This window comes from Bradyrhizobium sp. C-145 (genome assembly GCF_023375135.1).
Classification (GTDB): domain Bacteria; phylum Pseudomonadota; class Alphaproteobacteria; order Rhizobiales; family Xanthobacteraceae; genus Bradyrhizobium; species Bradyrhizobium zhanjiangense.
In genome coordinates, this window is the sequence record NZ_CP088150.1 from 2,228,369 (window position 1) to 2,249,532 (window position 21,164).

Here is a 21,164-nt window from a genome sequence, read left to right on the forward strand (position 1 = left end):
GGCACCTGCACGGGTTTCAAAGCCTGGCGCAGGAGTCGCTGGTATGCCAATGTTAGTCTTGTGCCAAACCCGCGGGAGGTCAGCATGCGAACGAACATAGTGGGAGCACTTTGCGCCATCGCCATGGTCGCGAGCGCACACGCAGCGGTCAGGGAAGAGCCGGTCACCTACACGGATGGCCAGACCACGATGAAGGGCTTCGTTGTCTACGACGACGCGACCCAGGCCAAGCGGCCTGGCATCGTCATGGTGTCCGAATGGTGGGGCATCACCAAGCATATCCATAACGAGGCACGGAAATTCGCACAGCAGGGCTACACGGCGTTCATTGCGGATATGTACGGCGACGGCAAGACCGCCGACAACCCGAAGGACGCCGGCGCGCTCTCGGGATCCGTGATGAAGGATCCGAAGGTGATGGAGGCGCGCTTCAACGCAGCGCGGGAGCAACTCGCCAAGCAGAGCTCGGTCAATCCCCAGCGGGTCGGCGCAGTCGGTTACTGCTTCGGCGGCGCGGTGGTGCTGAACATGGCACGCGCCGGCGCTGATCTCGCCGCCGTTGCGGGCTTTCACGCAACACTTGGTCTCAACACTCCTGCACCGGCGCCGGGAACCGTCAAAGCTAAAACCCTCATTCTGAACGGCGCGGACGACCCGTTCGCGAAGCGCGAGCAGTACGATGCGCTTAAGAAGGACTTCGACGCAGCGAAGGCCGATTATCAGGTTATCGAGTATCCCGGCGCTGTGCACGCGTTCACGAACCCCGAAGCGACCGAACTCGGCAAGAAGTTCAATTTGCCGCTCAGATACGACGCCAAAGCTGATCAGGAAGCGAAGGCCGAAGCCGCCAAGTTCTTCGCAAACCTTCAAAAATGATCAAAAGGGCCACCGCAGGGTGGCCCTTTCTGTTGCTTTGGCCTCGGAATGGGTCGGGCGGCAGTTTCGGGTCGGAGCGTCGGGGATTGGCGATGCAGCGACGGGAGTTCATCAGGCTTCTGAGCGGTGCGACAGCGGCTTGGCCGCTCCCAGCTTGGGCGCAGCGGGCCCCGCGGCAGCACCGCATTGCGTTTGTTCATTCGGGCATTCCCGCTGGTCAGCTGACCGAGACTGCCGGCCCCTTCTGGGTGCGGCGGTTTCATGAAACGCTGCGCGGGTTGGGCTATGCGGAAGGAGCCAATATCGTCGTCGAGCGTTATTCCGCAGAGGGTCGCTCCGAACATTTTGCGTCTCTTGCCGCCGCCGTCGTTGGCCGCGACCCGCAGGTGATCGTTGTCAATCTTAATGATCTCGTCGAAGCGTTCGCGGCGGCCACCACAACGATACCGATTGTTGCGATCATGGGAGATCCGATCGCGACAGGATTGGTTGCAAACCTCGCGCATCCCGGAGGCAACCTTACGGGTGTCAGCATCGATGCAGGCTACGAAATCGTCGCCAAGCGTTTGCAAATCCTGAAGGAGGCGGTGCCCTTGGCCGCCAAGGTCGCTTACCTGACGTCGTCCCGGATCTTTATGGATACCTCACTCGGATTGTCGCTTCAGAAAGCGGGGCAGGGCCTGGGCATCGCGCTGACCTGGAATTTCCTCCCGGAGGTTAAATGACGCGCAACTCCGTCGCGCCTTTGCCGAGATGACGTCACAGCAATTCGACGCTGCCATGGTTGACGCGAGCGGCACCTTTTTGGCACGACGCGCCTCCATTGCCGAACTCGCCAGGAAACTTCATCTTCCGATCGTCTATCCCTTTCGCGACTATGTGGATTCAGGTGGGCTGATGAGCTATGCGCCGGATCTGGGCGAGCTTGCCCAACGCCTTGCCATCGACGTGCATCAGATCCTGAACGGGACCAAGCCCGGCGACATCCCGATCTATCGGCCCAACAAATTCCAGTTGGTCATCAATCTGAAGGCTGCGAAGGCGCTCAGCCTCGAAATGACCCCGACACTCCTCGCCGCCGCCGACGAGGTCATTGAATGATGTCCGCTTGCGGCTCGATCCTGCCTAGCTCGATGCCGGTCCAAGCGTCGGCTGTTGGGTGTAGACCGGAAGGGGCTTGCAACGGTGTAGACTGCCGATTTTGACCCCATCGCGGACTTGAGAGTGCGCGCGCTAATTGCGACCGTTCCAATGGCCGAAATTGACGCAAAACAGTTACTTTGTGAGTACAATTGCTGTGCACCGATCCAGGTCAATGAGCGCAGTCGAAAGAAGTGACGATGTGGTACATCATTTTTTGCAACGCAGTTGCATTTGCGTTTGCTGCTTTCGTTTTTCCACTTCTCGGTCGCAATCATCCAGTCTTGGCCTGGGGCCTCGCGATCTGCGCTAATATCCCAGCGCTCTTCTTTCTCGCTTATCTGGATTTTTGGAGCGCTAATTGGGCCAAAGCGTTTATTGCCGGCCTTCTCGTATTTTTCGGCTTTGGTGGCCTTGGCATTGGGGCGTTCGTAGGGCTCGCCATAGCGAGCTTCTTCGGGGACAGCATCGCGCGGAGGTTTCGTTCGATCCTACAAAAGGTCGAGGAAGCTCGTGGATAATGCAGCAACTTGCCCCTTTTCCGCTTGTGGCCCGAATGCGAAGCCTAGGGGGCCGCCAAACAGTCTGCTTATCGGGGGTGACCGGAAACGGCGATACGCCCGCGAGCAATAGCCTTGGCGCTCGCGGCCGGTTGCTCAAGGGCGTCCGACAAGCAATGGCAGCACGTCTGCACCGCCCGCCATGAGCGGATTCGACGGCTCGAAATGTTCCCGCAATTCTCGCTTCCGGACGAGTGAGCGCGCATCGAGAAACGCATCCTTCAGGCTGACGGCTTTCCGGAGCGCGACATTGAAAAAAGCGTCGCCAAAATAGGTCCACTTGGCCTTGTCCTGGCAGCCGAATGACGGATGCTTGTCATCGGCCGCGGTGATGACCAGCACATCGGGACTCGCCAGGCGCGGGATAAAAACTCCGGAATAACAAGCCGAGATGACCACCACCTTGTGTCGCACACCAGTCTTCGCGAGCATGTCGCGGAGACGAGATGGTGTAAGCGTTTCTGTGAGCCGCCCCGCCTTGATTGCAAGGCCATCAGGAGAGCCATGCGAGGTGAGAATCAAAAAGAGAACGTCTTTCTCGGGATCCAAGCGGTTGGCGGCCGTCTGCAACGACTTGGTCAGAGCTTCGATCGTTGCACGTCCCCCTTTCTTGGAATTGTACCCCACGTTGATCGGTCCAGTCTCGAAACGGCCGGCCACGACCTCAGCCGCGCCGGTCGCCTCGGATCTAAACACGCCTTGATCCCCGTACAGACCAAAGGACACCACGCCAACCTTTGCAGCGTCCTCAATCGCATGTACCGGAGGGACCAACGGCCAGATGGTCAGAAAAAAAGCGACGAGCGGCGCGCCGAGCCGCCTGATTGAGGACCTGGAGGTCATCGCGAACCTCGTTTCGAGATCGCCGCTACAGAATTGCGGCTCAACACAAAATAGCGGAAAGCCAGTGAATTTCCATCCTTGGGAATGGCAAGTGCAATATGGCCCGTTTGAGACGAGCCGACGCGCGGTAACGATGTCTGTTTATAGGGGGAGGGCGGAAGTCGTCGGCACCGGCCAAACCGACGCGAATGCCCCAGAGACGACCTGCCGAATCCAGAGCAATCGGGCCAACAAAATCCCCGGGGGTGCGATGCCGAAGGCTGGCACTCCTTTGTGCACGAGGCTGTTTGAGACGAAGTTGAACGTCAAGATAGGCTGAACATCATCCAATGAATTCCGGCTGCTCCGCCAGTTCTTGCGCCGGGAGCCCTGCTCATTTTGGCGACCGCAATTCGACATTGTAATGCGCGTAGATCCGCGCGAGGGTGCCGTCGGCGAGCAATGCTTCAAGGGCTGCGTCGAGTCCTTGCCTGAGCTTCTCGTCTGGGCTGAGCATCCCAACAGCGACATTCCAGTTCAAGTCGGGATCGTCTTCGAAAGCAGGAATGCGGCGCACGTGCGCATCGGGATGAACTTGGTTGAACCAACCAATTGCGGCGGGTGTAACCGCCGCGGCGTCGATCTCGTTCTTGGCAAGCGCGTCCATGATTTCATCTTCGAAGACAAAAGGAGAGGTTTGGATGCCTCGCTTGCTGAGTGTCATGGAGGCGATCGAGCCGACCTGCACCCCGACGCGCTGACCAGGCCTCAAATCCGCCAGCGACGCCGCGCCAGAGTCGGCCCGGACGGCCAACGCGACCCCGCTGCGCTGATAGGGCCGCGACATGCGCAATCCCACCTCCGCCAGCGCCGCGGGGTTCGCGATCGCATCCATGATGATGTCGCAGTCCGCGCGGCGGTACTGAAAGCTGTTGACGACCCAGTGCTGCTCCAGCGCGACCTTCAACTGCTTCGCCAGTTCACGGGCGATCTCGACCTGGAATCCGGGGTCGACATCACGCTTGCTGGCAAACGGCAACGCATTGGGGTGTGCGCAAAGCGTGAGCGCCCCGCGTGTACGAATCGCCTCCAGCGAGCGCGCGCTGGCACCGGTGGCTCCGAGCAGGACCAAAAGGCCTACGAAAACGCTTTGGCGCATCTCCGGCCTCATTCTTCCAGACTTCGGATGTAGGCCAGGATCGCCATGATCTGGCTCTCCGAAAAGGCGCCTCCGAAGGCGGGCATGGCTCCGGGCTTACCCTTCTTGATCCGCTCCACGATAAAATCGTCGCTGCGCGCCGTACCCGCGAGCTTCGGCCCTTTGCCGGCGGCGCGGCCGCCGTTCTCGTGACAGAAGCCACACGAGGTCGCGAACATCGTCCCGCCCTCGATATCGGTTTCGCGGGCCGATTGATCCTGCTTGGGAGCCTGGCTCTGCTGCGCAAAGAGGCCGAAGGGCACTGACAACGCAATGCCGGCGATGAGAAGAATCGACTTCAACATTGGCATCTGGACCGGAGAGACAGGGGGCGACTGCACCCTGGCTCTCCTCACCATTCTTATTGCTTCAGCGTGAAGACAACGAGCGCACCGGCGTCCTTCGGCATGCTCGTAAAGGGTTCGCCGAAAAGGGCCGGGAACTCGTCCGCCACCATGCCGCCCCAACCGGCCGGCACTGCGATGTATTGCTTGTCGCCGGCGCTGTAGCTGATGATGCCGCCATTGTGACCGACGCCATTGAAATGCGACCACAGTTCCTGTCCGGTCTCCGCATTGTAAGCGCGCAGCACACCACGCGAGTCAGGCACGAACACCAGATTGCCGGCCGTCGCAAGCACGCTCGCCAGCGGAGGCTCGTCGAAATTGACCTCCCATTTCTTCGCACCAGTCACGGGATCACGTGCATCAAGATGACCGCGCGCCGCTCCGTCCGGCGGCGGAACGAGCTTGAAATTCGCGCCGATATTGAGCTGCGCCATCGGCTCGGTGATTGGCGTGGTCTTTATCACGTCCACATCCATGCACCATTCCTGGGCGAGCTTGTACCACAGGCCTGTCTTCGGGCTGTAGGCGCCCGAGTTCCAGCTGACGCCGCCGGCAATCGCCGGACAAAGCGGCTCGCTCGCTTTCCCGAGACTCAAGTCGCGCCGGCCGATCAGTTCGCCGGTTTTCGGATCGATATCCTTGACGAAATTGATATTCTTCGCGATCCGCCACACGTTCTGCACCTTCCCATCGGCGCGGTCGTAGACGAACACAAAACCACCCTTGTTCGGATGCACGACGAGCTTGCGGCCGTCGCGGTCGATCATCACGAACTCACCGACTGCCGAGTCGAAATCCCATGCATCATGAGGCAGCTCCTGATGATAGAATTTCAGCTTGCCGGTGTCGGGATCGAGCGCGATGACCGAAGTTGTGTAGAGATTGGTGCCTGGCCGCGGTCCGCTGTTCTTCCAGTCCGCGCCGGACCAGTCGTAAAGCGGTGCAGGATTGGCCGTTCCCCACCAGACGGTGTTGGTTTCAGGATCGTAGGTGCCGGGCATCCATGCGCCACCCCCGCCGGTGCGCCAGGAATCACCACCCCAGGTGGCCTTGGCTTCCTCGGTGCCGGCGACGGTGAAGAATTCCCATTTCTTCTTGCCCGTCTTGATATCGACTCCGAACAGCGGACCGCGCGAGGTCCATTCGCCGCCCTGGCTGCCGATGATGACGGTGTCCTTCACCACCAGCGGCGCACCCGTGAAGCCGACCGTGAGCTTCTTGGAGTCGACCAGCTGCGTGTTCCACACCTCCTTGCCGGTTTTCATGTCGAGCGCGATGAGATGCCCGTCGACGGTGCCAACGAAGACCTTGCCATCGCCGAGCGCGACACCGCGGTTGTACGGTGAGTGCGTCTGCATCGCGACGAGTTCCTCGTCGAGCACCGGAAAGTGCGACCAGATCATCTTGCCGGTTGCCCCGTCGAGCGCATAGACGCGGCTATAGGACCCCGAATAATAGAGCACGCCGTCAGCAACGAGCGGCATCGACTGCAGACCGCGCGTGGAACGTCCGGGCATATGGATCCAGGCGACCTCGAGATTCTTTACATTGCTCGCATTGATTTGATCGAGCCCGCTGTAGTGATACGATTTATAGCCGCCGTGATAGGTCAGCCAATCACCTGGGTTCTGCTCGGCCGCCTCGATGCGAGCGGAATTGATCTCTGACGGCGCGATCGCCCAAGCTGATGGTGCAAGCATAGCGGCCAGTGCGGCAACATAGGTAAGGTGCCTTGTACTGACTGTCATTGTTCTGCCTCCCTTATTGTATCGCGGGGAACTACATCCAACATGCAGTCTGCTGCGGCCTCTTGCAGAAGCTGCCTCATCCGTGCAGCTCGTCTCCTGACCTCGGCGAGGGGTGCAGACACCAGACGGTGATTGCTGCGGCCGAATGTATTCGTTCAGCAGCGCCGTAGCATCACGATGAATTCAACGCTCAAAGTAGTACGGGCGCAAGCGATGTAATTTGGCAGCCAGACTGTCCGAACGCCCATTCTCTTTGAGCCGACACATCGCCATGGTCGGATGATGTCCGAACAGTGGATCCGGCTCTGTGTTCTCGCGGCGTCCGGCTACGGCCGAGGCGCGGGTCCAAGAAGGCGGCGCACAGGAGCCTAGTTCACCCCCTTGCCAGAAGCGGCACGACGGCTATTTGACAGCGCCTCCGGTGATGCCGGCGATGAAGCGATCGAGGAAGATATTGTAGGCGATGGCTACGGGGATGGCGGCAATCAAAGCGCCCGCCATGATCTCGCCCCAGAAGAACACGTCGCCCCGGATCAGGTCGGTCGAGACGCCTAGCGTGATCGGCTTTTGGTCGGACGACGAGATGAAGGTCAGCGCGTAGACGAATTCCTGCAAGGTCAGGGTGAACGTAAAGATCACCACCGTCAGGATCGCCGGCACCGACAGCGGGATCGCCATCTTGATGAAGGCGCCAAACAGGCTGCAGCCGTCGACGATTGCGGCTTCCTCGATCTCGACCGGGAGCGCCTTGAAGAACCCCATCAGCAGCCAGGAGCAGAACGGGATCGTGAAGGTCGGGTAGACCAGCACCAGCGACCACATCGAGTTTTGCAGTCCGAGTTCGGCGATGATCCGGGACAGCGGCAGGAACAACAAAGTCGGCGGCACCAGGTAGGTTAGGAAAATCATGATTCCGAGCGCTTCGCCCTTGCGACTGGTCATGCGGGCCAGGCTGTAACCGGCCGGAACCGCGGTGACCAGGGTGATCGCGGTAACGCAGACGCCGACGATCAGCGAGTTCAACAGCCAGCGCGCGAACAGGGTTTCCTCGAACAGGTACTTGATGTGCTCCAGCGTCGGCGGCTCGTTGAACCAGAACGGGATGTTGGTGACGTTGTAAAGGTCACTGTTCTGCTTGAACGCCGTGATCACCATCCAATAGAACGGAAACGCGGCCAGGATAACGAAGAATGCGACGCCGAGGAAAAACCCGGTTCCGCGGAGCGAGCGAACAAAAGGCTCCGACATGTCAAATCTCCCGGCGACGAATAAAGCGAAGCATGAAGATCACCACGACTAGCAGCACCGGCAGCATGAACAGCGAGATCGCGGCGCCGTGCGCCACGTCGCCGGAAACAATACCGGTCTGAAAGCCTTCAAAGCCCAGCACCGAGGTTGCGCCACCGGGGCCGCCCTGGGTCAGCAGGAAGACGATGGAAAGATCAGTGAACGTGAACACGATGCCGAAGATCAGGCCGATGGCCATGATCGGCAGGATCATCGGCAGGATGATCTGGTAGTTGCGGCGCCAAAAGCCTGCACCATCGACCGTCGCGGCGTCGATCACGTCCTGCGGAACCGCAGTGATGCCGGCGAGGAAAATCACGATGGCAAATGGAAAGAAGCGCCAAGCGTTGATAATGACAATGCACAGCATCGCAAGGTACGGATTGCCGAGCCAGTTCGGCGCCTCTTCGCGAGTAAGGATGCCAGCCGCAATCAGGGTCCAGTTGATCACGCTGTAGAGCGAATCGAACATCCACTGCCAGGCGATCGTAGCGAGCGCGACCGGTACCGCAAAAGGCAGGATGATTAGCGCTCGCACGATCTTGCGGCCGGGGAAGGGCTGCAACAGCAGGAAGGCGCCGAACTTTCCGAGCACGAGGCCGAGCAATTGCGACCCGAATGTAAAGATGAAGGTGTTGCGCAATGTGTCGAGGAAATTCGGATTTTGCAGGATCTGCTCGAAATTCGCCAGGCCGACGAACTTCCAGGTTGGGTTGTAGATGGTATAGGCGCTGAGCGAGTAATAGACCGCGAGCAGGAGCGGCAGGCCGACCAATAGCAAGACGTAGAGGATCGCCGGCGCGACCAAGATTGTTTCGAGTACCTCGCGACGGTCGAGGACGAAGTGAAAGCGCGAAATCGGCTTGGCAACAGGCTCTGCGATGACAGCCATCGGCGAATCCCCGGTTCAGTGGCGAGTGCGACGATTGCCGTTGGCGTCGAAGTGGCGCAGCGCGCTGTTCTTCACGGCGAACGGATGCCACTCTCCGGGCCGAATGCTTCCTTCGGCGACGTGGGCTGGCGGCAACTTCGCCGTGATCGGCTGCTTCGAGTCAAAGCCATCCACCACGCCGTAAACAATGCGCTCGGACCCGAGATATTCCGAACGGTCGACGCGAAACGAAAATTCGGTCGCGCCTCCGTCTTCAATCATGTCCCTGGGCAAGAAATTCTCCGGCCGGAATCCGAGATAGCCGCCGCAATTGCGGGTGACGATGTTCATCGGCGGCGCGCCGACAAAGGTTGCGACAAAAAGGTCGGCAGGATCTTCATAGATATCGGTTGGCGTTCCCACTTGCCGAACCCTTCCATGATCGATCACCGCGATACGGTCGCCCATGCCCATCGCTTCGATCTGGTCGTGGGTCACGTAAATGGTGGTGAGGCCAACGCGCTGCTGAAAGTTCTTGATCTCCTGGCGGGCCGAGGTACGGAGCTTGGCATCCAGATTGGACAGCGGCTCGTCGAGCAGAAGCGCGGTCGGTTCGCGAACGAGCGCGCGCGCAAGCGCCACACGCTGGCGCTCGCCGCCTGAGAGCTGGCGTGGCCGCCGGTCGAGAAGATGGCCGATGCCGAGCAACTGCGAGGCCCACTCGACCTTGTTTTGGATGTCCTGGGAGGGCATGCGCTGCGTGCGCAGCGGAAAGGCGATGTTATTACGTACCGTGTAGTGCGGATAAAGGCCGTAGCTCTGGAACATCATCGCAATGCCGCGGGCGCGGGGCGGGATGTCGTTGACGACATTGCCGCCGATCAGGAGGTCGCCGCTGGTCTGTTGCTCGAGGCCGCAGATGATGCGGAGGAACGTCGTCTTGCCGCAGCCCGAGGGGCCGAGCAGCACCATGAACTCGCCATCCGGCACCCTCAGCGAGATGCCGTTGACGGCGTTAATCTCGCCGAACTTCTTGACGATATCCCTGGTCAATACGGCTGCCATCGATCCTCCCGGAGCTCATGCATGGCGCTCTGCTGCCAATCGCTGGGCAGGGCGCCAATCGTGTTTGCCAATGAGCTGCAACGTGGCCGGCTGCCGGAGCGCGCAAAGGAGGGCTGCGTCCGGACACGGCTTCAGGCTTTCTCGTGCCACTTCTTGAAAATGGCATCAGATTGTTGGTGCGCCCATTTGACCGAGTCCTCGGCGGACATCTGACCGCTCGCCGCCTTTGCCATCATGTCGCAGATAACGAAGTCGTTATAGACCTCGTCGACGGCGGGCCAGGACGGCCCGGGATATCCCGGGGAGGCCGACCACTGCTCGGACTCCTGTAGCACCGCTAATTTGTCTGATGGCGTCGAAGTCGGATCGTTCGAGAGGATCGGCATCGGCTTCGGCACCAGATTGGCGAAGCAGGGGTTATTGTAGCCTTCGCTCGCCTTGAACGCCTCCGGCCAATGATCGGCGTAGTATTTGAGGAACTCGATTGCGCCTTCCTTGTTCTTGGCGAACTTCCAGATGCCGTAGAATTCGGAAGCGCCGCCCATGATCTGGCGTACCGGCCCCTTTGGCGGAGCCATCACGAAGGTGTCGTCGGCGCCCTTCTTGTTTGCCTTCTGGAACGTCCGATAGGCGGAGATCGGGTTGACGATCAGCGAGCCGATGCCCGAAACGAGATAGCGATTGTTGCTGGAGTCGTCCCACGACAGCACTTCGGACGTCATCGCTTCCTTGTACAGCGCGGTGACGAACTTGACGGCTTCGATCGTCTCCTTGCTGTTGAGCACGACGTTCTTGCCTTCGGTGTCCTGAAGTGCACCGCCAAAGCTCCACAGCAGGCCGCGCCAGGTCGTGTTCGGGTCGTTGCTGTGTCCGAGCGAAATGCCGACCGGATGGCCCTTGGCTTTCAGCTTGGCGCCGCCGATACGCACGTTGTCCCACGTGTCCGGCTGCATCCCGATCTCGTCCCACATGCTCTTGCGGTACATGGCGGGGAAGTTGATGTAAAAATCGGGGAAAGCTGACCAAGTCTTATCGTCCTGGTTGTATCCGATCTGGCGGCCGATCCTGCTGACCTTGCCGTACTTCTTCTCGGTTGCCTCGACGAGGCTTGTCATGTCGACGAGGAATTTGCGGTAGAGGTGCGCTCCGCCTGCGCCGTTCCATCCGAACAGATCGTGACCTGACTGAGCCGAGGCTTCGGCGGCCGCGCGCGCGGCGACGTTGGCGACCGGGATGTGGTCGACGGTGACGTCGAGGTTATTTTTCGTGCCCCAATCCTTTGCGAACTGATCGAACCATTTGTCGTATTCCGGAACGAAATGGCTCCACTGTACGATGGAGACGGATTTGGTGTCGGCAAGCGCACGGGAAACGAATGGGGCAGCAAGGGACGGCACCGAAGCGGCGGCGAGGATAAGACCAGTTTGTGTCAGGAAACGACGTCGCGTGACGCGCAAAAAATTGCCCGTGCTCATCTGGACTCCTCCTGCGGATATCGCCAGTTGGAGAAAGGCTCATCCAGATGAGGGATCAGTCTAGCTCCGCCCTGGATCTTGTTATCGCTGGCGTCACTATAGCTTTGAGGCCCGGACCGGCCTTTCTACTAAAGCCGGTCAGTCGGTACGCTGCCGTACAAAGATTGACAGCGGACGAAGTCGCGCGGCGCTGGCCGGAAGCAAGCTGTTTGGATGGCTGCGTCAGACGCAGCAAAGGCAGGCGCGCATAAGGTCGGCGTCCGCGGAAATGCGGTGCTCGTGCAGGCCGCTGCGATTTAGGTACCGGTATTCCGACGCTATGATCTGATAGCATTCGCATGTTCTAAGCTCGAGGGCCGCGTGATCGCACACGTCGATGCCACCTCGCTGCCTGATGAGCCCGCCGGACTGTTCCAGTTCCGCAAGCGTTGTCGTGATGCTGGCGCGTCGCACGCCGAGGATGACCGACAGCATATCGTGCGTCACGGGGATGATCCGGTCGTCCAGGCGGTCGGCTGCGAGCAGCAGCCAGCGGCTCAGCCGTTCCTCCAGGCTGTGGCGGGCGCTGCAAAGCGTTGTCTGCGCATTCTGGACCAACAGCGCGTGGATATAGCTGAACAGCTGCTGCTGGATGTCCGGGGATCTGTGCGCGGCCCTGCTTAGGTCCGGCACCGCGATGCGCAATGCATAACCGGGGACCGACATTAGGCAGCGATTGGGTGAGCGCTGCATACCGAGCGCCGCCGCCACTCCGACAAAACCGAGCCGTCCAACCATGGCGATTCCGACCGGACCATCACGCTGCGTTCGCACCAGCAGCGAGGCGACGCCGCGTTCGATGAAGTAGATATGCTCGATGGGATGGTGGTAGTCCTGAAGAATTGCCCGGCGCTTGAGCGCAACGGGCTGCAGGAAGGGACGAAGCTGCTCAAAGGACGCCGGCGCAAGACCGCCCAGCAGACGGTTTTGAACCCGCACCGTCTGTTCGCGGTCGCCACCACCCAGCGTACCTTTGAACACTATCCCATGGGGCTATCCCCTGGATGCATCTCGATCCGGCCTTGTTCCGCCGGCATTGGGGCTTCCTCCTCGCGAAGCTACTCCCTCTTCGACCTGGAGTCACCGGCACCCGACAATCCAGCGACGGCAGGTCAAAGGCGCCTTCAACTCCCCAACGAATAGGCTGTTAGCTGGCGGCCCAATCTGTTCACTCGGGCATCAGAGGCAATTTGATTTCGGTCATCGAGCTCTACACCGACTTCGCTTATTGGCCCGATGCTGCCTAGCTCGATGCGCGTCCAAGCGGCGGCCGTCGAGTAGACAGGAAGCGGCTTGCACCGGTCCAGACCGCCGGTTTTGACCCGAAGCGGTCCTGGACCTTCGCTCGCCATCTCGCCTGACGACGCAAGCCGAAGTGATGTCATTTATTGCGTCGCTTCGCGCCGTCAGTGGTTCAGGCGGGCGGGGTTCGTCGGCGCAAGATTGCCGCAATGCAGCGTGGCCGCTTCCCAATCCATCCGGTCCTATTCGACTTGCAGGTGGTGGCTGTCCGCATCTCCTGCGCATCCCTATGTCTGATATAATTGATATCTGCCGGGTTCATCCAAGAAAGGCCCGCATGAAAACTTGATCCCCGGAGGAGCACTGCCGTCGAAATCGTCGCGGGCCGGCGGTTCTATTCAATGTGCAATCATCCACAGGGGAAACGCCATGAAACGTCGTCAATTTCTAAGTACGGCAGGCGCCGGCCTCGCCGCGTCTGCCGCCGTTGTTGCGCCAGCCATCGCCCAGTCGATGCCTGAACTAAAGTGGCGCTGCACCACGAGTTGGCCGAAGTCGCTGGATGTGCCTTTCAGTGCATCAGAGACGATCGCGAAATATGTTGCGGAAGCTACCGACAACAAGTTTCAAATTCAGCCCTTCGCAGGCGGCGAGATCGTGCCTGCCTTGCAGGCTGTCGATGCAGTAAGCAATGCAACGGTCGAAATGTGCCACACCGCCGCCTATTATTTCATCGGCAAGGATCCGACCTTCGCACTCTATTGCTCGGTACCGTTCGGCCTGAACTCGCGCCAGCAGAACGCATGGTTTCAGGATCACGGCGGTCAGGACATGCTCAACGAGTTCGGCAAGAAGTACAACATATACGGTATTGCGGGCGGCAATACCGGCACTCAGATGGGCGGCTGGTTCCGCAAGGAGATCAACAGCGTCGAAGATCTCAGCGGATTGAAGATGCGGATCGGCGGTTGGGCGGGCAAGACCCTTTCAAAGCTCGGCGTGGTTCCGCAGCAGATCGCAGGCGGCGACATTTATCCCGCATTGGAAAAAGGCACGATCGACGCAACCGAATGGGTCGGTCCCTATGACGACGAGAAGCTCGGCTTCTACAAGGTCGCGAGGTACTACTATTATCCGGGCTGGTGGGAAGGTGGCACGGCGCTGCATTTCTTCATCAACCTGGACAAGTGGAACGCCCTGCCAAAGGCTTACAAGTCGCTCCTCGCTCTGGCCTGCGGCTATGCCAACATGGACGTTCAGGCGCGCTATGATGCTCGCAATCCGGCGGCCATCAAACGGCTCGTCGCCAACGGGACACTTCTGCGTCCATTCAGCCAGGCGGTGATGGAAGCGTGCCTAAAGGCTTCGAACGAGGTCAATGCGGAAACCTCCGCGTCCAACCCTGATTTCAAGAAGATCTACGATTCGCAAGTGGACTTTCGAAACGACGAGAATCTCTGGTGGCAGATCGCGGAGTATTCATATGAAACATTCATGATCCGCATGCGTTCAAAGGGCTGAACGAGCCGCGCGCGGGTCCTGCGGGATACTCTTCGACCTGTCTTATCAGCTTCAGCCGGAAGGAAGCCGGCCGTCGCGGCCCGATGGCGGGCCGACGACAGCATTCGCGCTGACCGCGTCGATGACGGCACGTTTCCAGAACTCGGTTGTCTTCTGCGGTCAGCAGCAGATCGCTCTTCGGATTGAAGTGGTCTTGTCTTGAAAGTTCGTCACGTTAGTCGGATACTGGATAGGATCCCTTGGGCCATTATCAATCCGAGGAGGACGATCATGGCGATTCAGATCGTGATGGACCGCACCGGCGACAGCCATCACCCTTTCAACCCCCGCGACCTGCAGGAAGTGGCGAAGGCGGAGCAGCGGTTCTATGAACTGACGAATGCCGGCTTCACCGCCGCGGTCCGGACGGGTCCCGGTCAGATCTCGCAGATCCGATCGTTCGACCCCAGTGCGGATGAAACCCTCTTTTTCCCCAGATTGATCGGCGGCTAGCCGCTCATGTTCGGCTTTCGGCCGTCCGCGTCGGGCGTCCGCTCCCGCACGAGAGCGGCGCGAATGCTCTTCATCAGGCACGGCGCTGAGCGCACACCCGAGGGGCGGTCGCTGCTGCTCTTGCGGCGTTGGCTATCGCCCGCGCAGTGGGAGCAGTTCGCAAGGAGGGGCTACTTCGAGGTTGTCGGAAGCGAAAGTGGGAAGCGGTACCGGATCCACGCCGGGACGTCGGTGAACGTGTGCGAGATTGACGAAAGAGGCCGCGTGCGGGAGGGGCTGTGCTTCATGCCGATCGGCGCGCTGCCGATCGGAGATGTCATGCTTGCCCAGAAGATTGCGTTGGAAACATGCGAGGGCAAGGCGCGCGCCGTGGCCAGGAGGTTCACGCCGAGCACTTTCCAGTTCAGACAAGCCCGACCTCTCGGTTGACGCCATCGCCAAAGATGTCGTGCGGCTCGACGATTACGTCGCCGATATTGACGCCGAGGCGGAAAGCAAGGCGCCTGTCTTCAGCGTCTCCGACTGAAAGTTCATGAATACGGGAGGAATTGCACCGCAGCCCGTACTGCTTCAACCGCGCTCGGAAACTCCGCCAAGAACCCGTCGCCAGTATTTTTGACGACGTGGCCGCAGTGTTCCGTGATTGCTGGATTGACAGCATCGGCTAGGAGCGCCGCCAATTTGGCATGCGTAGCCTCTTCATCCGTGTGCATGAGCCGCGAATAGCTAGCCACATCGGCTAGCCACATCGGCAGCCAAAATCGCCGACAACCTGCGCTCGACCCGGACCGGCCGTTCTTGCACCATCGCGAGCAACCCTGCTCAGCACATTTTGTACGACGGATCACACGCCAGCGCCAACGCGCTTTCACGGGGTCGCCCCAAGGGCCCATTCCAGTTGTTGTCTTGAAATGTCAGCCGCGCTGACCGATGCCTGCTTCGGTTGGGTGAACGCCGAAGGGCCGCTAAGACGAAGATCACGGTCGCGCTCGGCATGTCAGCAGTTGAGGCCAGACCGGACATGCCGAGAACCCGCCCCAATCGAACGTCTGCTCGTTGGACAACGACGTGACCCGCGACTTCACATGCGCAAGTAGCCTTCAACCTCGCCCTCAGCCCAGGCGAGCGTCTTCTCTAGCGGCTCGCCCTGCATGTGGCGGACTGTCATCTGGGTCATGAGGCCCCAGGAATGGATCTGCACTGCGATCTTGAGCGGTGTTGGCTGCGCGGCAATCGATAGGATCTGGTGGTCGTAGGGATTCGGGTAGTGGTAGAGCGTGCCCTTCGGCGGTCCTTGGTCGGCCCAGGTCTTGAGCGTCGTCAGGTTGTCGAAGGCCCGAAGGTCGTGGCCTCCGCTCGCGGCCACCATCCTTTCGATTGCCTTCGGCTGCGACAGGTGCGCCAGCAGGCTCTTTGCCGTCGGCTTGCTCTTGGTGAAGGACCAGATCTCCAGAAGAAAGGAATGAAAGGTGCGAAGCAGCCCTTTCGACCCGCCGGCGACCTGGCGCGATTGCCCCAAAGGAGACTCGTTGGCCGCGAACCCGCATAGAGAGCCGAAGTGAGACCATGGCCGGCGCGTCAAGCTAGCACTTGATTTCCTGCTGCGACGGGCGACAATGACGTCACGCCAGCTTCCGGTACTGAACTTCATATAAGACGGGGAAAACCCGCTTGGCCACGGCAATACCGTCGCTGCGCGGGAGGGACCGTTATGACGGTGCGGTTCATGCTGCAGCGCCGACACGATCCGGGCCGCCGGGCGTATCGCCGCTACGATTGGGAACGACGTGGTCGCGCCGCTGCTCTGCGAAGAATTCACCATGTTTCGCGGCGAACTCGCCACCACGGCGCTGCAAGTGGAACACCTACAAAAGATCATCGAGCCAACGTATCGCGCAGGCGACGGCGTGGGCATGCGTTGAGCCACGGAGGCGCGATAGGCTGAAAGGGAGTCCAAGCCGGCGTAAGACCGGCCGAAGGGCATCAGCTCAGACACACAGAGGGAGGGATGCATGACGACGGTAACCCGACGTAACGTCCTCAAGGGCGGTGCCGCGGTTGTGGGCGGCATGGCCGGCATCTTGGCGACCGGCAGGGCGCCCGCCTATGCGCAAGCCACCACGGTGCACTGGCTGCGCTGGACCGACTTCGTTCCGGCGTCAGATCAGCTTCTGCGCAACGAGATCGCCAGGGAGGGCGAGAAGGCGCTCGGCATAAAGCTCAATATCGAGACCATCAACGCCAACGATATCCAGGCCCGCGTCACCTCGGCTATCCAGTCGGGGTCAGGCCCGGACGTCGTCTGTGTCCTCAACAATTGGGGGCAACTTTACGGCGAGAGCGTCGCGGATGTCAGCGACCTCGCTGAGGCACTCGGCAAGAGCCAGGGCGGCTTCTACGAAACATCCCGCGCGGTCGCCAATGACGGAAAAAAATGGATCGCAGTGCCGTGGTGCATCGTCGGCCTGCAGATCGCATACCGAAAGTCCTGGTTTGCCGAGATCGGCTACACCGATGGAAAATTTCCCCAGACTTGGGAAGAGTATCGCGAGGCCGGCAAGAAGCTGAAGGCAAAGGGACGGCCGATCGGCCAAACGCTGGGTCACACGTTCGGCGATGCGCCCGCCTTCGCTTACCCCTATCTGTGGTCCTGGGGCGGCAAAGAGGTCGAAGCAGACGGCAAGACCGTTGTGCTGAATAGCCCAGCGACAGTCGAGTCGGTAAAGTTCATGGTGGCCTTCTGGAAGGACGCCCACGATGAAGGCGGGCTCGCCTGGGACGATTCCAACAACAACCGCGCTTTTCTGTCCGGGACGTGCAGCGCCACGCTCAATGGCGCCTCGATCTACATCGAGGCTCTGCGTAAGCCGGATACCTACAAGACGGAGGCAGGCGGGCAATTGAAGGACGACATCCTGCACGCCGCGCTGCCCAAGGGCCCCGGCGGGCAGTTCAGCTATCACGTCCCGTTCTCGAACCTCCTGACGGGTTATTCGAAGAACCAGGATGCGGCGAAGAAATTCCTTGGCTGGATTCACTCCAAGGACGTCTACGACAAGTGGTTCGTCTCCCAGAAGGGCTTCTCGGTCGGCCCGACCACGGATTGGGAAAAGCACAAGCTGTGGGGCGACGACCCGATCATGCTGCCCTACAAGCAAGCGGCGCGCACAGGGCGCTTCGCTGGCTACCAAGGCCCCTCTACGCGCAAGGCAGCCGAGGTCGTTACCAAGTACATCATCATTGATATGTACGCAAAGGCCGTCCAAGGCATGCCCGCCGAGGATGCCGTGAAGTGGGCAGAGGCTGAGCTCAAGAAGGTCTACGTCTGAGGTTAAGCCGTCCCTCTCCCATTTTCGTGGGGGAAGGGAATCTTCCGGCCGACGAGGATCGAACATGGGGATAAGCGCGGTTTCCGCCACCACGCTCCGCGAGGCGCCCCCTCCGCGGCGACAGCGGTTGCTCGAGGACGAGCGCTGGTTGGCATTCGTGCTGCTGGTGCCGACCATCGCGCTGCTCGGCATGTTCATTGCCTATCCCTTCATTCGAGGGATATTGCTGTCGGTCACCAACTCGCGCGTCGGTATGCCCGGCGACTTCGTCGGCCTCGCTAACTTCTACAAGATCTTCAATGACGGAATCTTTCGCACCTCCGTTTACAACACCTTCCTCTATACGGGCGTGACCACCGTCTTCAAGCTGGCGCTCGGGCTGTGGCTGGCCATGCTGCTCAACCGTAATTTCCGCGGCAAGGCCTTTACCCGTGCTTTCATCCTGCTGCCTTTCATTATCCCGACCGTGCTCTCGACTTTCGCCTGGAAGTGGATGTTCGACCCGACGTTCAGCGTTCTCAATTGGCTCCTCTACCATTTCGGCTTGATCACCGGTCGGATCAATTGGCTGGGCGATCCGGACCTCGCCATGATCTCGATTATCATCGTCAACATCTGGCGCGGGGTGCCGTTCTTTGCCATCAGCCTGCTCGCAGGCTTGCAGACTATCAGTCCCGAACTCAACGAGGCCGCCGCCATCGACGGCGCCAAGCCGTGGCAGCGGTTCTGGCACATCACCTGGCCACTGCTGCTGCCCGTGACCATGGTCGTGGTGCTGTTCTCAGTGATTCAGACGTTCGCCGACTTCCAGATCGTCTATGTGATGACGGGCGGCGGACCAGCCAACGCAACGCACCTGTTTGCCACCTACGCCTATCAGATTGGTATCGGCACCGGCCTCTTGAGCGAGGGCGCCGCAATATCGCTCGCAATGTTTCCGGTCCTGTTTCTGGTCGTCATTATCCAACTTCTCTACATCCGCCGCGTGGAGGTCCGCTGAGCCATGATCGAAGGCGCAAGGTGGCGAAAGTGGATGTTCTTCTACGTCCCCATGGCGCTGTTCCTGCTTTTCCTGCTGTTCCCGTTCTACTGGATGGTGATCACTTCGGTGCGGCCGGACGGCGAGCTTTACCGGCCTTGGAATTCGATCAACTACAATCCGTTCTGGACTTGGAAACCGACCTGGGACCATGTCAGGTACTTGTTCGAGGAAACGCTGTTCGCATCGTGGCTGTGGAACACGACGTTCATCGCGCTCGCGTCAACCGCTATCTCGCTCGTGTGCGGCGTGTTCGCCGGCTATGCTCTGTCGCGGCTGAACTTTCCATTTGCCGGCAGCCTGGGCACCGGCATCTTCATTACTTATCTGGTACCGCAAACGCTGCTGTTCATTCCGCTGGCAGAGATCATACGCAACTATCGGCTGGGTGACACGCCTTGGTCACTGATTCTGACCTATCCGACCTTTCTTATTCCGTTCTGCACCTGGCTCATGATGGGCTACTTCAAGGCGGTACCCAAGGAGCTCGAGGAATGCGCGCGCATTGATGGCGCCTCGCGCTGGCAGGCTATGCTCTACATCGTCATCCCGGTGGCGATCCCGGGCATCCTCTCGGCCGGCATCTTCGCTTTCACGCTGTCGTGGAACGAGTTCATCTATGCACTTGTCTTCCTGTCCTCGCCTGAGCAGAAGACTGTGCCGGTCGGCGTCACATCGGAGCTGATCCGTGGCGATGTATTCTACTGGGGACCGCTGATGGCTGGGGCCCTGCTTGGATCGATACCGGTTGCTATCGCCTATTCGTTTTTCGTCGAGCACTACGTCGCAGGATTGACCGGATCGGTGAAGGGCTGACAGCACGACGGATCATAGGGATTCGAAGGCGCGAATCCAGATTGCGCGTAGGTCGTTGGGAGGCAGGTGAAAGTGAATGGGCCAGGTCGTCCTCAAGGGGATCAACAAGTTCTTTGACAGCGTGCACGCTGTCAAAGACGTCAATCTGCAGATCCGCGATAAAGAGTTCGTGGTGTTCGTCGGCCCCTCCGGCTGTGGCAAGACGACGACGCTCAGGATGATCGCCGGGCTTGAAGCGATCAGTTCCGGCGATATTTCCATCGACGGCAACGTGGTCAATGAATTGGCGCCCATGGACCGCGACATCGCCATGGTGTTCCAGAACTACGCGCTGTACCCGCACATGAGCGTGTACGACAACATGGCGTTCGGCCTGAAGATGCGCAAATTCGAAAAGTCCGAGATAGACAAGCGCGTGCTGGAGGCGGCTGACATCCTCGGCATCGGCGAACTGCTAAAGCGCAGGCCACGCCAGCTCTCAGGCGGCCAGCGCCAGCGCGTGGCGTTAGGCCGTGCTATCGTGCGCCACCCTCGCGTGTTCCTGTTCGACGAGCCGCTGTCGAACCTCGATGCCAAGCTGCGGGTGCAGATGCGCGTTGAGCTGAAGAAGTTGCATCTGCGACTCGGCACTACAGCCATTTACGTTACTCATGATCAAGTCGAAGCCATGACGCTGGGTGACCGGGTCGTGGTCATGAAAGACGGCGTGGTGCAGCAGGTGGGGGAGCCGCTAGAGCTGTACAATCAGCCCGCCAACAAGTTTGTCGCCGGCTTCATCGGCTCCCCGGCCATGAATTTCGCCGCCGTTACGGTGACCGAGGCGAATGGATCGCTGATCGCCGAGAACTCCGGCCTGCGCATCAAGCTACCGGACGAGACCGCGCAGCGGCTGCACGGCCATATCGGACGCGAGGTCATGCTCGGCGTGCGGCCGGAGGACCTCACCGTGGCGGGTAGCGTTGATCTCGGCCACCCATGCTTCGATGCTGTGATTGAGGTGGTCGAGCAACTCGGCTCGGAAATCCTGCTCGATATGAAGGTCGGCGAGAGCATCATGGTGGCGAGCATCGAGCCGACCGCGAGGGTGAGGGTGGGCGATAAGCTGCGCGTTGCCATGCGGCCTTCCAGGCTTCACGTTTTCGACGCGCAGACCGAGGCGGCCATCTAACGCCGGCAGTTGGCCAATTCCGGTGGTGAGGGGAATTCGCTCAGGACTGGTGACCTCCCTGTCACCAGCTTCGATGACGCCCAGCGTCAGCGGCTGGCCGCCGGAGGGCGGCTCCGAGCTAACCTGGCG

The 21,164-nt window shown here is 60.1% G+C and carries 21 protein-coding genes and 2 pseudogenes; 12 read left to right on the forward strand and 11 right to left on the reverse strand.

Annotation, left to right across the window (positions count from 1 at the left end; genetic code table 11):
• Positions 1–84 precede the first annotated feature (84 nt).
• The 4 genes from LRP30_RS10215 to LRP30_RS10225 all read left to right on the forward strand — a co-directional run bounded on the left by LRP30_RS10215 (position 85) and on the right by LRP30_RS10225 (position 2,537).
• A complete protein-coding gene (locus LRP30_RS10215) occupies positions 85–876 on the forward strand; it encodes a dienelactone hydrolase family protein (protein WP_249760232.1) in 792 nt (263 codons plus the stop codon).
• A gap of 92 nt (positions 877–968) precedes the next feature.
• Complete coding sequence (locus LRP30_RS44930) at positions 969–1,601, forward strand: ABC transporter substrate binding protein (protein ID WP_256477666.1); 633 nt, start codon at positions 969–971, stop codon at positions 1,599–1,601.
• Between the two features lie 55 nt (positions 1,602–1,656).
• Positions 1,657–1,977, forward strand: a complete 321-nt coding sequence (locus tag LRP30_RS44935; RefSeq protein WP_256477658.1) for an ABC transporter substrate binding protein — start codon at positions 1,657–1,659, stop codon at positions 1,975–1,977.
• A gap of 239 nt (positions 1,978–2,216) precedes the next feature.
• On the forward strand, positions 2,217–2,537 hold the full coding sequence (locus LRP30_RS10225; protein WP_249760233.1) for a hypothetical protein: 321 nt from the start codon (positions 2,217–2,219) through the stop codon (positions 2,535–2,537).
• Positions 2,538–2,672: 135 nt separating this feature from the next.
• Here LRP30_RS10225 and LRP30_RS10230 read toward each other — a convergent pair whose 3' ends face one another.
• From LRP30_RS10230 to LRP30_RS10270, 9 genes are all read right to left on the reverse strand, one after another.
• On the reverse strand, positions 2,673–3,419 hold the full coding sequence (locus LRP30_RS10230) for a C13 family peptidase (protein WP_249760234.1): 747 nt from the start codon (positions 3,417–3,419) through the stop codon (positions 2,673–2,675).
• Between the two features lie 373 nt (positions 3,420–3,792).
• Positions 3,793–4,557, reverse strand: a complete 765-nt coding sequence (locus tag LRP30_RS10235) for a transporter substrate-binding domain-containing protein (protein ID WP_249760235.1) — start codon at positions 4,555–4,557, stop codon at positions 3,793–3,795.
• Positions 4,558–4,565: 8 nt separating this feature from the next.
• The gene (locus LRP30_RS10240) at positions 4,566–4,901 is read right to left on the reverse strand and encodes a cytochrome c (RefSeq protein ID WP_249760236.1); all 336 of its coding nucleotides are present in this window, start codon (positions 4,899–4,901) and stop codon (positions 4,566–4,568) included.
• A gap of 56 nt (positions 4,902–4,957) precedes the next feature.
• Complete coding sequence (locus tag LRP30_RS10245; protein WP_249761740.1) at positions 4,958–6,643, reverse strand: PQQ-dependent dehydrogenase, methanol/ethanol family; 1,686 nt, start codon at positions 6,641–6,643, stop codon at positions 4,958–4,960.
• 450 nt (positions 6,644–7,093) lie between these two features.
• The gene (locus tag LRP30_RS10250) at positions 7,094–7,939 is read right to left on the reverse strand and encodes a carbohydrate ABC transporter permease (protein ID WP_128935607.1); all 846 of its coding nucleotides are present in this window, start codon (positions 7,937–7,939) and stop codon (positions 7,094–7,096) included.
• 1 nt (position 7,940) lies between these two features.
• Positions 7,941–8,870, reverse strand: a complete 930-nt coding sequence (locus LRP30_RS10255; protein WP_128938050.1) for a sugar ABC transporter permease — start codon at positions 8,868–8,870, stop codon at positions 7,941–7,943.
• A gap of 15 nt (positions 8,871–8,885) precedes the next feature.
• Positions 8,886–9,914, reverse strand: coding sequence for an ABC transporter ATP-binding protein (locus tag LRP30_RS10260; RefSeq protein WP_249760237.1), 1,029 nt, complete (start codon positions 9,912–9,914; stop codon positions 8,886–8,888).
• A gap of 131 nt (positions 9,915–10,045) precedes the next feature.
• Positions 10,046–11,389: an extracellular solute-binding protein gene (locus LRP30_RS10265; protein ID WP_249760238.1), complete on the reverse strand. Its 1,344-nt coding sequence runs from the start codon at positions 11,387–11,389 to the stop codon at positions 10,046–10,048.
• 222 nt (positions 11,390–11,611) lie between these two features.
• Positions 11,612–12,409 (reverse strand): Crp/Fnr family transcriptional regulator, encoded by a 798-nt coding sequence (locus tag LRP30_RS10270; protein WP_249760239.1) that lies wholly within the window; start codon positions 12,407–12,409, stop codon positions 11,612–11,614.
• 690 nt (positions 12,410–13,099) lie between these two features.
• On the opposite strand from LRP30_RS10270, the gene LRP30_RS10275 reads away from it, so the two are divergent.
• From LRP30_RS10275 to LRP30_RS10285, 3 genes are all read left to right on the forward strand, one after another.
• Positions 13,100–14,191 (forward strand): TRAP transporter substrate-binding protein, encoded by a 1,092-nt coding sequence (locus tag LRP30_RS10275; RefSeq protein WP_249761741.1) that lies wholly within the window; start codon positions 13,100–13,102, stop codon positions 14,189–14,191.
• 270 nt (positions 14,192–14,461) lie between these two features.
• The gene (locus LRP30_RS10280; RefSeq protein WP_128935602.1) at positions 14,462–14,683 is read left to right on the forward strand and encodes a hypothetical protein; all 222 of its coding nucleotides are present in this window, start codon (positions 14,462–14,464) and stop codon (positions 14,681–14,683) included.
• A 6-nt stretch (positions 14,684–14,689) separates the two neighbouring features.
• On the forward strand, positions 14,690–15,112 hold the full coding sequence (locus tag LRP30_RS10285) for a hypothetical protein (protein WP_128935601.1): 423 nt from the start codon (positions 14,690–14,692) through the stop codon (positions 15,110–15,112).
• On the opposite strand, the pseudogene LRP30_RS10290 reads toward LRP30_RS10285, so the two are convergent.
• Both LRP30_RS10290 and LRP30_RS10295 read right to left on the reverse strand, forming a co-directional pair.
• Positions 15,108–15,490 (reverse strand): annotated as a pseudogene (locus LRP30_RS10290) (adenylate cyclase); the annotation flags it as partial. The gene LRP30_RS10285 and the pseudogene LRP30_RS10290 sit on opposite strands and share 5 nt — an antisense overlap.
• A gap of 274 nt (positions 15,491–15,764) precedes the next feature.
• A pseudogene (locus LRP30_RS10295) lies at positions 15,765–16,180 on the reverse strand (ABC transporter substrate-binding protein); the annotation flags it as partial.
• 290 nt (positions 16,181–16,470) lie between these two features.
• On the opposite strand from LRP30_RS10295, the gene LRP30_RS44940 reads away from it, so the two are divergent.
• The 5 genes from LRP30_RS44940 to ugpC all read left to right on the forward strand — a co-directional run bounded on the left by LRP30_RS44940 (position 16,471) and on the right by ugpC (position 21,035).
• Positions 16,471–16,605 carry a hypothetical protein gene (locus LRP30_RS44940; RefSeq protein WP_256477659.1) on the forward strand — a complete coding sequence of 45 codons (135 nt, stop codon included), beginning with the start codon at positions 16,471–16,473 and terminating at the stop codon, positions 16,603–16,605.
• A gap of 90 nt (positions 16,606–16,695) precedes the next feature.
• A complete protein-coding gene (locus LRP30_RS10300; RefSeq protein ID WP_249760240.1) occupies positions 16,696–18,012 on the forward strand; it encodes an extracellular solute-binding protein in 1,317 nt (438 codons plus the stop codon).
• A gap of 64 nt (positions 18,013–18,076) precedes the next feature.
• On the forward strand, positions 18,077–19,012 hold the full coding sequence (locus LRP30_RS10305; protein ID WP_249760241.1) for a sugar ABC transporter permease: 936 nt from the start codon (positions 18,077–18,079) through the stop codon (positions 19,010–19,012).
• A 33-nt stretch (positions 19,013–19,045) separates the two neighbouring features.
• Positions 19,046–19,867, forward strand: coding sequence for a carbohydrate ABC transporter permease (locus LRP30_RS10310; protein ID WP_244551276.1), 822 nt, complete (start codon positions 19,046–19,048; stop codon positions 19,865–19,867).
• Between the two features lie 76 nt (positions 19,868–19,943).
• The gene (gene ugpC / locus LRP30_RS10315; RefSeq protein WP_249760242.1) at positions 19,944–21,035 is read left to right on the forward strand and encodes a sn-glycerol-3-phosphate ABC transporter ATP-binding protein UgpC; all 1,092 of its coding nucleotides are present in this window, start codon (positions 19,944–19,946) and stop codon (positions 21,033–21,035) included.
• The last annotated feature ends 129 nt before the right edge of the window (positions 21,036–21,164 follow it).